This window comes from Bacillus sp. FSL W8-0116, from assembly GCF_038003825.1.
In the GTDB taxonomy this organism is placed as follows: Bacteria; Bacillota; Bacilli; order Bacillales; family DSM-4216; genus Bacillus_O; species Bacillus_O smithii.
Map to the genome: position 1 here is coordinate 2,311,417 of NZ_JBBOPY010000001.1, position 16,727 is coordinate 2,328,143.

Consider the following 16,727-nt stretch of genomic DNA (forward strand, 5'->3'; position numbering starts at 1 on the left):
ATCAGATTTTTGTACCATTATGGATTTCAGGCTTGTCTTCTTTCTGTTCATTATAGGTGTCATAATGGTATATAAATTGACATTATAGATAAAGAAAAATGATTATTCTTATTTTGTTTGTCAGAAAATATGTCTGAATAGAAATCTTTTTGCCAAGATAAATCGCTTTTTAACAGATCTTAACGTTTGATCGGTTTTTTTGTGTAATATAATATAACACAAAAGATTGACTAATTAAACGCAAACAAATTAAAATGAATTTAAGTTTAGAAAATTAAGAAAATAATTCAGTGAAGGTTTTCCGTATATTCTCATGGTGTAAATAAGGATGATGTATAAAATTTTGTGTAAAGCATTTTACTAGATCAAAAGAAAAAAGGTAGGGTATTCTCTGATTGGACCAAAAATCTTAGAGAAAGGAGTACCCTACCTATGTCTAAAAGAAGTATACCGAATGTCGACTGGGCAAATCAACTGGAAAGTGTCATTCGTCAGTTTGTAAAGGAAAAATTAGAACTGATCATGCGGGAAGAAATCAAGAATTTCCTCGAAATAGAGCAGGCCGGAACATCGAATATGAGAAACGGCTACTATCAACGAAATCTAGATACGCAATATGGCCGGATTGAAGGTCTTTTGGTCCCTAGAGACCGAAACGGAGAATTTCAAACCCAATTGTTCGCTCCTTACCAACGCCATACGGGCTGGCTCGAGGAAGCCATCATCAAGATGTATCAAAGTGGTATGAGTACGCGTGAAATTGGCAAGTTTATTGAACGAATTTTAGGCAAGGCCTATTCTCCTTCAACGATCAGTCGTATGACCGATATCGTGAAAGAAGACATTGAGAAATGGCACAAACGTTATTCTGTCTTATATTTAGACGGCTTGTATGTAAAACTTCGTCGCGATACCGTGGAGAAAGAAGTGGTTTATGTGGTGTTAGGGGTGAACGAAGAAGGATATCGCGAAATTCTTGATTTCTTTGTGGGAGGACAAGAAAGCGCCTATGTATGGCAGGAAATTCTTCAACACCTCTACCAAAGAGGCGTCAAGGAAGTGCTTCTTGGCGTCTTCGATGGCCTTCCGGGGCTGGAGGAAGCCTTTAAGGCGGTGTATCCGAAAGCCGATGTGCAGCGCTGTGTCGTGCACAAAGTCCGCAACACCCTAAATCGTGTTCGGAAAAAAGACCAATTCGAAGTGGCCGAGGATCTCAAGCTGATTTATCGTGCGCCGAATAAGGAGATGGCGTTACAAATGTTTCAACAGTTTGAGTCGAAATGGTCCAGCAAATATCCAAGAGAAGTTCAATCTTGGGCCAATGAGTTGGATGTCCTCCTTACATTTATGGATTATCCAAGCAGTATTCGAAGTGTGATTTACACGACCAATGCCATTGAACGAACGATCAAAGAGATTCGGAAACGTCTAAAGCCGATGAACAGTTTGAGTAGTTTAGAAGCCGCTGAAAAAATCGTGTATTTGACGATTCAAGATTTTAACGAGAAATGGGCAGGAAGAAAGTTACGAGGATTTGCCGAAGCGCATGAAGCTCTTCAACGAATGTTTGAAGAACGTTATTGTTAACCAAATATTGTAAATAAACAAAATAAGGGGATTCTCCCTTTCCACACAAGAGACTGAATATTCAGTCTCTTGTGTGGAGAAAATCAGTCCCCTATCAATTCAAATCCATTTCAGAGAAACCCTACCCCATTTACATTACACAAAATTCTTGACGGTACCTAAATAAGTAATAAAATAGTGGAGTTATAAAACTGACATTCTAATTAATAAAACTGCTTAGCCAATAGAGGACACCATCATTTTAGAATGTTCAAGAGGGGATGAGCGACATGTTCTCGCTTTCTGACAAAAAGATTAAACCTATCGTTTCCGTTTCAATCGATAATCATGTAGAAGATTGGTTCGACATCATTAGAAACTGTCAAGAACCGTTCCTTTTTCTAAAAAAGAAGAATCAATTATTTGCTTATATATATGTTAACGACTTTTTGTTGGACGGGGGACATAATGAGGTCATCACAACAGATGCCATGCTATCTCGTGCCGTCTTGCTAACCAGTGTGTGCAAATTGAGTCAAACCATTTCACTGCCCGTACTCTTCCAAATTATCGGCGAATCCATCGCGCTTGTACAAAACGACAAAGGTGAACCGATCGGCTATATCAGAAGAGAAGATGTTTTAGCGGAATTATTTAAACAAGAAACGAAAAACGTTGATTTGCTAAAGGTCATCTTGACATCCATTCCAAGAGGGATATTTATTGTTGATCGTGAAAAAAGAATCGTCAATTATAATGAGTCGGCATTAAAGATGATTCGGGCAACTCCGGATAAAGTGCTCAATGTACCAGCTGAGAATATTTTCAACGGAAAACATATCGAAAACGTTTTTGCTACAGGTGAAACTGTGTTAAACCAGTTGCACATTTCAGAGGAGATGAGCGTGCTGGTTGACTACAGTCCGATTATTCATTTTAACAATGAAGTAGACGGAATGGTCATTATTGTTCAAGATTTGCCGATGGTTGAGGAAATGGCCATGGAAATTGAAGACATCAAAAATTTGAATAAAGATTTAAATGCCATTTTGTCCACCATTTATGACGAGATACTTGTTGTCAATCATAAAGGAGAACTCATTCGCTACAGCGATAATGTCATTTCGGAATTTTGGAATGTGGATCTAAAAGAACTTTTAGGTAAAAGTCTATTGGAGTTGGAAAATACAGGTTTGTTCAGCCCGTCGGTAACCAGGCTTGTAATGGAACAAAAGAAAAAAGTATCGGTTGTTCAAGAGACAAAGAACGGAAAGAAAATACTTGCGGTTGGCAACCCGGTTTTCAATGATGACGGGGAAATTTCCAGGATTATCATTGCTTCAAGGGATATTACGGAAACCACTAGACTTAAATCAGAATTACGCGAGATGAAAAAAATATCAGACCAATACAAACGAGAATTGGACAGCATCAAAAGCAAAGATCGATTTTTCAAAAAATTGATTTATTGCAGTCCGAAAATGGAAAAAATTATGAACCATGTAAAAAAGGTCGCTCATTTTTCATCGACCGTGTTGATATACGGAGAGTCAGGAGTAGGAAAAGAAGTCATTGCGCAGGCGATTCATCAGTTAGGAAGCCGTTCGGACAAGCCATTTTTAAAACTGAATTGCGGTGCAATCCCTGAAAACTTGCTTGAAAGCGAATTATTTGGATATACAAAAGGATCATTTACAGGGGCCGATAAAAATGGCAAAAAAGGGTATTTTGTACAAGCCGATGGAGGAATCTTGTTTTTAGATGAAATCGGTGAACTGCCGATGCACCTGCAAGTGAAATTATTGAGAGTTCTTCAGGAGCAAGAGGTCGTCCCGGTTGGAAGCACTGCTCCGATCAAAATCAATGTGCAAATTGTCGCAGCTACGAATAAGCGGTTGGAAAAAATGGTTGAAGAAGGGACGTTTCGAGAGGATTTGTTTTACCGTTTAAATGTCATTCCGATTCACGTACCTCCGCTGCGTGAAAGACCTGAAGACATCCCGTTACTGGCATTTCACTTTTTGCAGCAATTAAATGAAAGATATCATAAAAACTATCATTTGACACCTGATGCGCTAAATTTGTTAGAAGCGTATTCATGGCCCGGAAATATACGGGAATTACAAAATATGATTGAACGGTTGGTTGTTTCCGCCGATGACGAAACGATCAATGCTCAATTTGTCAGCAAGTTTTTATCGCTTGGCAATGAGTTCAACAAATCAAAGCTGATCATTTCTAAGGTTCTCCCGCTTCAAGAGGCTCTGGATTATGTTGAAGAACAGCTAATATTATTGGCAATGAAACAATATAAAACGACGACGAGAGCTGCCAAAGCGCTTGGCATCAGTCAATCTTCCGTTAGCCGTAAATATCAGAAATTTCTTAACAAAAAGAAAGTGAAAAACGAAAGTATAGCATGGTATTGATTTTCCAAAAAGAACGTTACGACAAGTTGTTCATTTTAAAAAAGTAATTAACTTATGATTGAACAGCAGCTTTTTAAGCGAAAGAAGCAAAAAATCATGCAAGTGTTGTGAAGTTATGCATTTTTGCATAACTTTTTCATTCAAAAACATTTCTGCGATAGAAATGCATATGTCCGTAGTATGAAATCAAAAATTTTTCACAAGTATTGGGCAGTTAACTTTGATAAAAAGGTCCGCATCATACAAGTAAGTTTCATATGAAATTAGGAATCTCAATGCTTGGCATGGAAATTGCATAAATTTTGGTATAACTACAATTAATGGAGGAATGAAAACAGATGCAATATCCACTTACACCGGATGTAAAACCTGAGTTTTGCTCGACGGGCTCGTTTATGCGGTTACCCGCTTATCGTGAGAATGCGAAGCTCGCTATTTTAGGAATGCCGTTTGATACGGCTGCATCCTTCCGTGTTGGAGCAAGGTTTGCTCCTCAGGCAATTCGCCAAGCATCCATGACATTGTTTCCTTACCATCCCATCCATAAAGTATATCCTTTCGAAGATACGAACGGCATTGATATTGGTGATGTACCGGTGATTCAACAAAATATTCATAAAAGTTATGAACTCATGGAAAATACCGTATTAGATCTTATGAAAAAGGGAATCGTTCCGATTGGATTGGGAGGAGATCATTCCATTACTCTCGCAAATTTGCGTGGAGCGGCTAAAATACATGGACCTGTTGCCTTGATACATTTTGATTCTCATACAGATACATGGGATACGTATTATGAAGAGAAATATTGGCATGGCTCGCCGTTTATGCGTGCACATGAAGAGGGACTACTAATACCGGATAAAGTATTTCAAATTGGCATTCGCGGCACACTGAATCATCCAGGAGACATAGGTGCCAGCCTTGAACTTGGATACAACGTGATTACAACCCAGGAGTTGGTTAAACGCGGTGTAAACGATCTCGTTCAAGAGATGAAAGAGACAATCGGGGATACTCCTTGTTTTTTAAGCTTTGATATTGACTTTGTTGATCCTTCGTTTGCGCCGGGAACGGGGACACTCGAAGTAGGTGGTTTTAGCAGCCGTGAAACCCTTGAAATCGTTCGTTCACTTACAGATTTTAACTATGTAGGATTTGATCTCGTAGAATTAATTCCTGCGTACGATCCAACCCAAATCACTGCACTTTTAGCAGCAACGCTTGTACATGATTTTGCAAGTATTGTAGCTTTAAAAGAAAAACGCAAGGCTCAAAATTAACATCAAAAAAGAAGTGCAGGAACGGTTTTCTTCCTCCTATTCCAGATGAATCCATACAATTCCTTAAACATCCTTAAACAATAATCCGCATTATAAATGGTCGGTGTAAAACGGGGTAGTAAGGTACTCCGTTTTTTTATGTTCATTTGATTAAGTATTACAAGCTGAATAAAGTATGCAGAAATAAATGATTGGAATCAAAAAAAGCTATTCATTTTTTCAGATCTTTTTCACGTAAGGCAGTATGGAGCAATGAATGAATTTTTAATTGTTGGAACGAATATTGCATGATATCTTATGTAATCGGAATTTTCAGAATAAAAAGTATTCTTTATTAACAGGTTGTTTGTATCGAAACATTGTCGCTAGCCATTTATTTTGAAAACAATAAGGGAGGAATGATACATGGAGAATGATGCACGGTTAAAGCGTACTTTAAAGTTGTGGCAAGTTGTAATGATGGGGTTGGCGTATATGACCCCAATGGTTGTATTTGATACATTTGGTATCGTATCCGGTATAACGGACGGACATGTCCCCACGGCATATATAGTAGCTTTGGCTGTAATGTTATTTACAGCGGCGAGCTACGGAAAGCTGGTGAAAGTTTTTCCCCAAGCAGGGTCAGCTTATACGTATACACAAAAAACGATTAGTCCTCATATTGGTTTTCTTGTCGGATGGTCTTCCTTGCTCGACTACCTATTCTTGCCGATGGTGAACGCATTATTGGCCAAGATTTACCTTTCCGCTCTGTTTCCTGAGGTACCGTCTTGGATTTTGGTTGTCGGTTTTGTTGGAATTGTAACTTTTCTTAACTTACGGAGTGTAAATGTGCTGGCTAATTTCAATACGATATTAGTAATGATTCAAATTGCGATCATGATCGTATTTATCATATTGGTGATCAAAGGGCTTCATCAAGGGGAAGGTGCTGGAAAAGTATTAGCCATACAGCCATTTTTTACTGAAGATATGAAATTCACAGCATTGGTAGAAGGAGCGACTGTCCTTTGTTTTTCATTTTTAGGATTTGACGCGGTGACAACACTTTCGGAAGAAACACAAAATGCCTCCAAAACGATCCCGCGTGCCATCTTCCTTACTGCTTTGATCGGAGGGATCATATTTATAACAACATCGTTCTTTATCCAATTGTTTTTTCCTGATATTTCACGGTTCAAACATCCCGGACAAGCGTTGCCGGAAATTGCTCTATATGTCGGCGGAAAACTCTTTCAGTCTGTTTTTTTAGTCATAACATTTGTCAATACCCTTGCCTCAGGCCTCGCCTCGCACGCCAGCGTTTCCCGTCTTTTGTATGTAATGGGCAGAGACAATGTGTTTCCGTCTAAATGGTTTGGATATATCCATCCGCGTTGGAAAACACCTGCTTTTAACGTTGTATTAGTGGGAATTATTTCCTTGTCAGCTATTTTCTTTGACTTGGTGACAGCGACTTCTCTTATTAATTTTGGAGCATTAATCGCTTTTACGTTCGTTAACTTAAGTGTGATCAGTCATTTTGTTATCCGTGAAAAGAAACATAACACACTTAAAGGTTTTATGACTTATCTTGTTTCACCCTTGATAGGAGCAGCGTCGGTTGCCGTCTTATGGGTTAATTTAGAATCAAGTTCGTTCATTATGGGTCTGGTTTGGGCCGCCATTGGATTCTGCTATCTACTATACATCACAAAATTTTTCCGTTCAGCACCACCTCAAATGGAAATGGACGAATTGCAAATGTGACGACAGATACCAAGTACCCGGTATCTGTTTTATGGTTGGGCCTGCGAAAGTATGCACACGTTGCTAATCCTATGCAAAATTGCATAATTTCATGAATTGTATTTAATTGAAATACTCTTTTACACGTATAACGGTCGTCTGGCTATTGTTGGCATAAGTTTTGCATACATTTAAGACGAGGAGGAATGATGATGCTTGATTTAAAAATGTATATCAATGGAGAGTGGAGAGATTCGCGGAATAAGCAAAAGAGAAAAATCATAAATCCGGCAAATGGTGAAATTTTTGCCGAGGCAGCCGAAGGGACAGTGGAAGACACTAAAGAAGCAATCAAGGTGGCGAAAGAAACTTTTGAAAGCGGCATTTGGTCTGAAATGCCTGCATCTGAACGAGCATCCTATTTATTTAAGATCGCGGATAAAATTAATGAGTATTCCGATGAGCTTGTCCATCTTGAAACAACGGACAATGGTAAAACGCTTCGAGAAGCACGTTTTGACGTGGGGGATGCAGCAGCTTGCTTCCGTTACTATGCAGGGTTGATCACTAAGCCGGACGGACAAACGTATCATGTGGCAGACCCAGTGCAAGCGATGGTTGTACGTGAGCCGATCGGTGTATGCGGTTTGATTGTTCCATGGAATTATCCTCTCTTAATGAGTGTTTGGAAAATCGCTCCGGCATTAGCGGCGGGCAATACGATCGTTTTCAAACCGTCTGAAGTGACACCCGTAACTCCAACAAAGTTGTTTGAAATCTTGGAGGAAATTGAGCTGCCTAAAGGCGTTGCCAACTTGGTGTTGGGGGCAGGCCCTGTCGTTGGCAACGAAATTGCAGAAAGTCATGATGTCGACCTTGTGTCCTTCACGGGCGGCACGAAAACCGGGAAACACATCATGAAGGCAGCAGCCGGAAATGTGAAGAAAATCTCTCTGGAATTAGGCGGAAAATCGCCAAACATTATTTTTGCAGATGCGGATTTTGAAACGGCGGTTGATTATGCCTTATTTGGAATTTATTCCGGAGCAGGGCAAGTATGTTCTGCAGGTTCACGCATATTAGTTGAGGAAAGCATTTATGAAAAATTTGTTGAAAGATTTGTCGAACGAGCAAAACAAATCAACGTGGGTCCCGGGGATGATCCTGCTTCTGAAATGGGACCGCTTGTCAGCCAAGAACATATGGAAAAAGTTCTGAAATATATCGAGATTGGAAAAAAAGAAGGGGCTCGTCTCGTTTGTGGCGGAAACCGTATCACAAAGAATGGTTTAAATAAAGGGTTTTTTGTTGAGCCAACCGTATTTATCGATGTAAAACCCGATATGCGGATCGTACAGGAAGAAATTTTCGGCCCGGTTGTTGTTATTCAAAAATTCAAAGACGAGCGAGAAGCGATTCAACTTGCAAACCATACAGATTACGGACTTGCAGGAGGGGTGTTCACCGTTGACGGTGCAAAAGCATTACGGGTTATTAAAAAGCTCCGAGCAGGCATTACGTGGATCAATACGTATCACCCCACTTATAATGAAGCTCCGTGGGGCGGCTATAAACAAAGTGGAATCGGACGTGGACTCGGGACATACGGACTGGAAGAATTCCAGGAAATTAAACAAATCAACATTAATTTACAAGTTGAACCCATTGGCTGGTTTTCTAAATAAGTAAAACAAAACCTAAAAAGGGGAGATAATATGAGTCTAGAAATCGAAAACAATCAAACATTGCAGAAAGAAGTGCCTGTAAGGGAATACATTAAAAAAGTACTGGAGCTTATCGAAAAAGACGAGGTGACGGGCGAAGAAGCCAAGTGGATTACAAAACAAACAGTAGATAACTTTCGTGAACATGTTAATCCGGGATTTCTGGAATACCGCAAAACGGTTACACAAGGTGGACAGTTTGCGGCCGTTGAATGGACGGATGAAGGAAACTGTTTTAAAGATGTAAACGGGAAGAAATATATTGATTGTTTAGGAGGATTTGGGATTTACAATGTTGGACACCGAAATCCGAAAGTGATCAAAGCGGTTACCGATCAACTAAAGCGTCAAGCTCTTCACAGTCAGGATTTACTTGATCCGCTTCGCGCGGTGCTTGCGAAAATCTTAGCTGACATAACGCCCGGAGACTTAAAATACTCATTTTTTACAAACAGCGGAACAGAAAGTGTAGAGGCTGCGTTAAAACTTGCAAAAATGTATAATGAGCGCTCGACTTTTATATCAACAACGCGGGCGTTCCATGGAAAGAGTCTTGGTTCATTGTCAGGTACCGCCAAAGGCGTGTTTCGAAAGCCATTTTTACCATTAATCCCGGGATTCCGTCATGTGCCGTTTGGCGATATTGACATGATGAGAAAAACATTTGAAACTTGTCACTTAGTAGGAGAAGACGTAGCAGCCGTCATTTTAGAACCGATTCAAGGGGAAGGAGGGATCATTCTTCCTCCTGAAGGCTACTTAAAACAAGTAAGAGAACTATGTGATCAATACGGTGCATTGCTCATTTTCGATGAAGTACAAACAGGAATGGGACGCACCGGGAAAATGTTTGCTGCTGAATTATATGATGTTGTACCGGACATTCTTTGCCTTGCAAAAGCTTTTGGCGGCGGGGTTATGCCGGCAGGAGCAGTTGTGGCTAAAGAAAAAGTATTCAAAAGCTGGTTTCCAAATCCGTTTATGCATACAACTACATTTGGCGGGAATCCGCTTGCATGTGTGGCGGCCATCGCGACCATAGATATTTTGTTGGAAGAAAAATTACCTGAACGCGCAGCCGAAGTCGGTAAGTATTTCTTGCAAGGTCTAAAAGATGCGGCGAAAGGTCATGAAGATAAAGTTCTTGAAATTCGTGGAATCGGATTAATGATCGGTATTGAATTCCATAAAGACGAAGTCGGATATGAAGTGTCTAAAGCAATGTTCGACAAAGGCATTCTTGTGGCCGGAACCCTTGTGAATTCCAAAACCATTCGTATAGAGCCTCCTTTAACGATCAGCTATGAAGAAGTAAATGAAGTTATTAGAGTCTTTAAAGAAGTATTGCCTAATGTAAAAGTTAAGTAAAGAAAGCAAGAAAGAAAGTTCTTTTCTCATAATGAAATTATTTTATGGATTATATGCTGCTTTATGGCGGTATACGTGAAGCTTTAAAATAATCCGTTTAAGAAAAATGAGACTTATTTTTTGTCTCTTCGGAAAAATGGTTCACTAGAAAACTTAGAGGGTTTTCTACGGCAAACAGGGCACTTCAAGATATGTTTGAAGAAAGATACCGAAAGACCCAATGTTGTTCATGAGGAACAGAGTCTAGGGAGACTAGGCTGTCTAATATAAGACTGAATATTCAGTCTTATATTAGACAACTAAACACCTCCTCCAAGATTTAAAAGCGTATCTAGAATACTCTCTTACACAAAATTCTTGACGGTACCATAAATCCTTAAAACAAATAAAAAACGCTTCAAATGGGGGATTGAAGCGTTTATTGTATTTAATATTATAAAAATTGGATCTTTTTTATTTGTATTTTTTGTCTAATGATATCCTAAAAGAAAGTAATTTATATTACTGTAGTTGAGCAATTTTAATTACAATAATTACCATGTAAAAGAGACAAACAGGGTACCCCTTATGCCACGTGGAGCTGTTTTTTCACGGTATCAATGGGAATATTTTGTTTCGCTGCACGGTAAATGAACTCCACGAGGCTATGTCCTTTTCTCTTGCGCAGAAGATCGAGCCCATCAGAAAAATCGCTGTTCGACTCGAACATGCTGTACACGTAAGCAAGCTGCACCAAGATCCAGTAGCGTTTCACCGCCCGACGTCCGCGAACGCGGTATCCATCGAGTTTCAGCTGGTCTTTCGCTTGACGGAAAAAACATTCGATCGACCAACGCTGGGCATAGTAGCGCAAGATCTCTTCATCGCTTAGATCCCGGTCGGTGCTCAAGACGCAGTGAAGATGTTCCGATGTCATCGGCTGATCGGCTTTCCAAGCGAGCAGCACCACGGCATCATCGAGACCTTTGAGAGAGCCTTCGTAGCGATAAACCCGATAACGCTCTTCTCCCACCGTGACGAGGTGAGTGTCTTTCGGTTCGATGTAGCGGGCAAACTCCCTCACCTGAACCGCAATGCCTTTTGGATAAAGAAGCCGATTGGCCTTGAGCATTGCGATTACGTGGAATCCCTTTTTCAGACAAGCTTCCACGAGCGTTTGCGATGGATACCAAGAGTCCATCAGCACATAAACAGGACGGTGTACATCCAAAGAAGAAAGCATCTCGATCGCGAGTTCCCCCTTGCTTTTCCCAGCCGCCTTGTCGTAGAGGCGGAACGCAAAGGGAAAAGCCTGGGTCATCGTATGAACCATGAGCCAAACGAGAGAATGTCCCCAGATCGACTTTTTCTCTGTGTGAGAATAGTGCCAATCACACCCTTGAATGGCGTGCGTTGCCTGTGACGAAGGCGTGGTTTTTTGGCAAATCGTATCATCGATCGAAACAAAAAGGGGTTGATTCTCCTGTTTGGCGATGCGTTCGACACGACGAAGCATCCACTGTTGAAGTTTGCGAAGCAGCGTCTCTTCATCCCAAGGGCTTTTCGTGAAAAAATGGCTGAGTGTCGTGCGGTGGTTCGGATGAAAGCTCCAATGATGAAGATCGGTCAATGTTCCCGCAAATCCTTTGGTGGTCAGCGCATCCACGATATGAACGAGATGCTTCATGACAGGTTTTGAAAAATAAAGTGCCAACCCCAACATCGTGAAAAACTTGTGGATTCCTTGATGATGTGCTAATCTATTCATGAGACATGAACCTCCTTGTGAATAGTTTTGGTGACACATCTATTCTAATCAAGGAATCGGGTTCATGTCTCTTTTTTTGTTTGGTTGTAAATTTATGTTAGCGAATTTGCTCATCTACAGTTATATTATTTATATCTTTTAAAGATAAAATAACACTTAGATATTCTTTTAAATTCTATTTCTAATTAACGGAAAATTAAATTCTAATAGATACACTTTAAACAATCGACGACTCATTATACAGCTTTTCATAGATCTTAACACAATATCAAATGAACGTTATATAGCTTCAATGAAAAATTTAAAAGATTTACGCCGCATCAAAAAGAAAAGTTTTTACTGGTATCAAAATGTCATAAAGACTAATGGTGCGATCATTTCCAACAGCAAATAAACCGATCATGAAAAAGACGGAGAAGGGAACACTTTCTCCGTCTTTTTTGCTGTTTCAAAGTGAACGGTGGAAAGAACGGAAACAACGCGTGATTCTGCGTACGGGTCACGTGTGACAGAACATATTTTTTCACCATAATAAGTTCACCAAATGGATCGGTATACATTCCAATCAATTCTTTGATTGAAATGATATTGACATTTAGTTTATATTATCGTTTCAAAATTCCTATAGGATTTATGTACCGATGTTTCACAAAAGAGTTATTTTTATATAAAAAATAAATTCAAATATTGGGAATAAAGGATTGAAATACTAGGTACAAAGTGCTAATTTTTATTTAAAAGTTTGAAATAGTAAAAAATGGAGGTGTCATATGCGATTTTCTGTCAGCTATCAAGTCAACAAACTTGAAAAAGCTTACCGAATGAGGGTGTACAGTTTAATCAAAGAAGCCGTGCGCACGGTAAATAAGCCCTATTACAACAAGCTTTTTTTGCAGTTCGAAAAGAGGATAAAACCATTTTCGTTTTCTACATATTTGCACAATTTTACATTGGATGACACCACGATTACCCTTGATCGAATCACCATCACCATCAGCAGTCCTGATATGGAGTTTGCCGTTCATGCTTTTAACGGTCTTCGAAAATTAAAGGAATATTCGGTGAATGGTGAAGTGTGGCGTCAATCAAACTTTCAATTGCTAAAGGAGCCTACCATTATAAGTCGCAAGGTAGTATTTCGGACGTGCTCCCCTATTTTAGTTGAAGATAAAAATGGAAAGCCGCTGGCTCCAACGGACCCTGGCTATGAACAAGAACTGAATTATTATGCAAATTTACAAATTCAACAATTTACGGGCAGAGATCTTTATGAACCTCTTCATTTTACCCCGATACAAATGAGGAAAATGGTGATTAAAGAAAGAAATCGACATATAGATAAAAATGTTTATCTATATTTCACTACTTATCGAGGTCTATTTATGTTGGAAGGAAATCCTCAAGACTTGCAATTACTTTATCAGTTGGGTATTGGTAAAAGAACTACTTATTTTGGTTTAGTGGAATATGAATGTGAGAAGGTGTAACAATGCAAATTCACATTGACGGGGAACAGTGGCCGATGGCTGCCGGATGTATAGGTTTGGCTAAGCTCTACTCGGAAGAAGAGTTACCGCGAACTTCCACCGGTGTTCAGTTAAATGATAAAATTCTTGATACTCTTGCAGAAAAATTTATCAGAGGTTTGATTGATCAGTTTAGTGTTGTAAAACGTGATGTCAGAAAAATGATGTGGTATTCCAATCAAGCCAAAAAACAACCGGAACGGACAAAAGAATTCGCAGCGGAAGTTCGAAAAATTCTAAACGAACAATATAAAAAAGTGAAAAAATATTTTTCTGAAACAGAGGAATGCCAGAGATTAAAAGAATTATTGGAAAAGCTAAAAGAAATAAAAAAGCCCGAGGAAGCTTCCTTCATTAAAGAATGCATAGAAGAATATGGCGACATTGCTTCTACTCCGTTTATTAATGAAAAGCTAACGTTAAATTATGTAAAATCAATGATTTTAATCCCTTTTTATGGACAAACGTCCATTCTTCAGAAAAGTTTTTTTTCTAAAAGCACAGAAGAGCATATTCGAAAAATTGAAGCAGATTTTATTCAACCAGCAAAACTAGAGTTGATGTTCGCTGAAAAACTTGATTCAGCGACCCGCATTGAAGAGATTGTTGCTTTTCTTGAAGAACATAAAAACTATAAACCTTTTAAAAATTTGTTAAAGCCAATCAAGAAGTTTACAGATAAAGAACAAGTTATGGACTATCTTCATAATGAAATGTTACCTTGTTCTTTTATAGAAGGATTAATTGCGACTCAATCTTATGAAGAAAAGATTTTTTTACCTCTTGCTTTTTCAAAGGACAATGCTGTTAATTTCAACTGGAATTTTGATAAAAAACTCCCGGTTCCCATAAGTGCTGTGGCTCGATTAGTCATGTTTATGGCTCCTTTTGGGATGGCGTTCTATTCAAGAAGATTAGGAAATGAACAAGCGAGTGAAACTCTTCGCTACGCGGGAATGATTCTTTCGCAAAAACATTTTGCGGAAGTGATTAAAGAAAATCTTACTTACCAAAAGCTTCGAGGAGAAGGTTCCAGTTTTGAGGAAGCAATTGTTGGACTTTTGCAAGAATCAATTGATAAAGCGAAGAAAATAAAAAGTTCTTATTTTTTTCTTGAGTTTTATTCAAGTAATGATACAAAAATAAAAAAAACTTTACTTGATTATTATCATATGCCGGCCTATCTTACTCAATATATTGCGAATTATGGAAAATCGTTGGAATTACTTTATTACCGTGAATTTAAGGATGCATTTTTTAGAGCCATATTGAAAGGAATTGATCCGAAAGAAATTATTTTTGACTATTTGCGTGTGGCGATTAAGAATCCTTATCATGCAAAAGGAGCCCTTTTTGCAACACGTGAACGAAAACGAATTCTTCAAGCGAAGAAAGGAGTGGAAGATATGAAGAATTATGATAAAACGATATCTTATGTTTATTATCGCGGGTGCGATTTGCGAAATGAATTAATGAAAGACCGTATGGCTGAACAGGGAGAGCCTTATCGAGCCAGCGGCAAGAAAAAGATAGATGGAATTGCTTATCGTTTGCTGAATGCGGCAAAAGCGGGGAATAAAAGTGGATTTATGGACACGATTTTCCGTATACATATGGCTGCGGGACTTGATGTACCTTCTATTTTTGTGGACTCGTTTAAAGAAGAGGGATTGGACTTTGAAACGATATCAAGTGCATTTATTGCCGGTCTAATTGGACAAGAACAAATCAAAATTGAAGGAGATGTAACAAATGGGTAAGGCATTATCTTTTACAGTCGTATTTCAAGGAAATTCTTTAAATTATGGCGAAGGAATTGCCAACATTTCAGAATTAAAGAAGATTCACAGGGGAAATGGAGATGTGCTAACTTTTGCTTCAAGGCAAAGCATTCGTTACGATATTGTCCGTCTTGGAAATGAGTGGTTTGGTTGGAATCTCCAAACGGTCGATAAGACAAAAGGTACATTGCAATTTCGCGAGGATGTGACCATTGCTGATTCCGTGGAAATGGACTTTTTCGGTTATTTAAAGACAGGAAAATCATCTCAAAAACGTCCGGCCGTTGCACGGCTTTCCCATGCCGTTTCCCTCGAACCATACCGTAGTGATATGGAATTTCTCAATAATATGGGGCTTGCCGAGCGGATTGATGAAACTCCGAATCTCGCCAATATTGAACAACATGAAAGTCTCTACTCCTATACAATGACCATTGATTTAGATAAAGTGGGGATCGATGGAGATATAGAGTTGAGTAAAGAAATCCGGTACACCCGTGTAGAACAGTTACTTGAAATTATAAAATTATTAAATCGCAATATCCGTGGCCGCCAAGAAAGCTTAGCTCCTCTTTTTATCATAGGCGGCTTGTATCCGGTTGCTAACCCATTTTTTTTGGGGAGGATCAAGCTAGAGAACAAAGCTCATCATTGGATACTGAATGTTAAAGGATTAAAGGATGTATTAGAAACAACTTTTGTCGGCCAATCCATTCGAGATCAAACCTATATTGGATATGTCTCAGGCGTATTTGGAAATGAAGCAGAGTTTGACAGTGTATTAAACAGAAAGGCAGGATCAATAGAAGACTTTTTTACGGAGCTGAAAAATGAGGTTCGATCCTACTATGGAGTGAATCAATAATGAAGGCACTTCGTTTAAAACTGTATCAGCAAACAGCTTGTTATAAGAAGCCGTTTGCTTTCAAAGTGTCGGAAACGTATCCTCTTCCTCCTTATTCAACTGTCAAAGGGATGCTTCATGCGGTGTTAAAAGCAAATTCTCTCATCCCAATGAAAATCAGCATCCAAGGAAAATATGATACGTTGGTCACTGATTATCAAACTCATTACTTTTTTAAGAAGGATCAAACGAAGGAATTTGCTCTAACTTTTGATGGTCTAGGATACGAACCTATTTTGGTAGATGTGACGACAATGCCGATCTATATGCATATGCTCTATGATGTTGAACTGCTTATTCATGTACAGGCTGATGAGGATGTCCTGTTGGATCTTGAGCGAAACTTAAAAACCACTACCACTCATTTAAGTCTGGGAAGATGGGAAGATTTAGTTCGAATCGATCGTTGTGAAATGGTTGAATTAAGCGATTGCGAGGATGAACCTGTTTTAAAATACAATGCTTATGTGCCAATGAAAATGATAACAGATGAAACTTACTTTCCGTATAAGCTAAATTGGACGTACCGCATTATTCAAGGTGTAAGAGTATGGAATAAAATTCCTGTTGGATATATGCTGGCCGGGGAACCTATTGGAGAGTTTGACTCTTTGTCGCTGGATCCATATGGGGATTTGGTTTTTTTCCCTTGAAAAAATCTTGTGATA

11 protein-coding genes are annotated in these 16,727 nt (G+C 39.0%); 10 read left to right on the forward strand and 1 reads right to left on the reverse strand.

The window, feature by feature from the left end; all coding sequences use genetic code 11:
* Positions 1–432 precede the first annotated feature (432 nt).
* The 6 genes from N1I86_RS11025 to N1I86_RS11050 all read left to right on the forward strand — a co-directional run bounded on the left by N1I86_RS11025 (position 433) and on the right by N1I86_RS11050 (position 10,101).
* Positions 433–1,587 (forward strand): IS256 family transposase, encoded by a 1,155-nt coding sequence (locus N1I86_RS11025; protein WP_341096317.1) that lies wholly within the window; start codon positions 433–435, stop codon positions 1,585–1,587.
* 269 nt (positions 1,588–1,856) lie between these two features.
* Entirely contained in the window at positions 1,857–3,995 is a 2,139-nt protein-coding gene (locus N1I86_RS11030; protein WP_341096319.1) for a sigma 54-interacting transcriptional regulator, read from the forward strand.
* Positions 3,996–4,333: 338 nt separating this feature from the next.
* Positions 4,334–5,278: an agmatinase gene (gene speB / locus N1I86_RS11035; RefSeq protein ID WP_341096321.1), complete on the forward strand. Its 945-nt coding sequence runs from the start codon at positions 4,334–4,336 to the stop codon at positions 5,276–5,278.
* A gap of 405 nt (positions 5,279–5,683) precedes the next feature.
* Entirely contained in the window at positions 5,684–7,030 is a 1,347-nt protein-coding gene (locus N1I86_RS11040) for an APC family permease (protein WP_048623978.1), read from the forward strand.
* A 191-nt stretch (positions 7,031–7,221) separates the two neighbouring features.
* Positions 7,222–8,694, forward strand: a complete 1,473-nt coding sequence (locus N1I86_RS11045) for an aldehyde dehydrogenase family protein (RefSeq protein WP_341096323.1) — start codon at positions 7,222–7,224, stop codon at positions 8,692–8,694.
* Positions 8,695–8,724: 30 nt separating this feature from the next.
* Positions 8,725–10,101: a putrescine aminotransferase gene (locus N1I86_RS11050; RefSeq protein WP_341096325.1), complete on the forward strand. Its 1,377-nt coding sequence runs from the start codon at positions 8,725–8,727 to the stop codon at positions 10,099–10,101.
* 565 nt (positions 10,102–10,666) lie between these two features.
* Here N1I86_RS11050 and N1I86_RS11055 read toward each other — a convergent pair.
* Positions 10,667–11,848 carry an IS701 family transposase gene (locus N1I86_RS11055; RefSeq protein ID WP_341094502.1) on the reverse strand — a complete coding sequence of 394 codons (1,182 nt, stop codon included), beginning with the start codon at positions 11,846–11,848 and terminating at the stop codon, positions 10,667–10,669.
* A 770-nt stretch (positions 11,849–12,618) separates the two neighbouring features.
* On the opposite strand from N1I86_RS11055, the gene cas6 reads away from it, so the two are divergent.
* Genes cas6 through cas5b form a run of 4 tightly spaced genes read left to right on the forward strand, consistent with a single transcriptional unit; the run spans position 12,619 to position 16,712 of the window.
* The gene (gene cas6, locus N1I86_RS11060; protein ID WP_341096327.1) at positions 12,619–13,335 is read left to right on the forward strand and encodes a CRISPR-associated endoribonuclease Cas6; all 717 of its coding nucleotides are present in this window, start codon (positions 12,619–12,621) and stop codon (positions 13,333–13,335) included.
* A 2-nt stretch (positions 13,336–13,337) separates the two neighbouring features.
* Entirely contained in the window at positions 13,338–15,134 is a 1,797-nt protein-coding gene (locus N1I86_RS11065) for a hypothetical protein (protein WP_341096328.1), read from the forward strand.
* Complete coding sequence (cas7i, locus tag N1I86_RS11070; RefSeq protein ID WP_341096331.1) at positions 15,127–16,020, forward strand: type I-B CRISPR-associated protein Cas7/Cst2/DevR; 894 nt, start codon at positions 15,127–15,129, stop codon at positions 16,018–16,020. The genes N1I86_RS11065 and cas7i overlap by 8 nt, the downstream gene beginning before the upstream one ends.
* Complete coding sequence (gene cas5b / locus N1I86_RS11075) at positions 16,020–16,712, forward strand: type I-B CRISPR-associated protein Cas5b (protein WP_003352579.1); 693 nt, start codon at positions 16,020–16,022, stop codon at positions 16,710–16,712. Before cas7i ends, cas5b begins: the two co-directional genes overlap by 1 nt.
* The last annotated feature ends 15 nt before the right edge of the window (positions 16,713–16,727 follow it).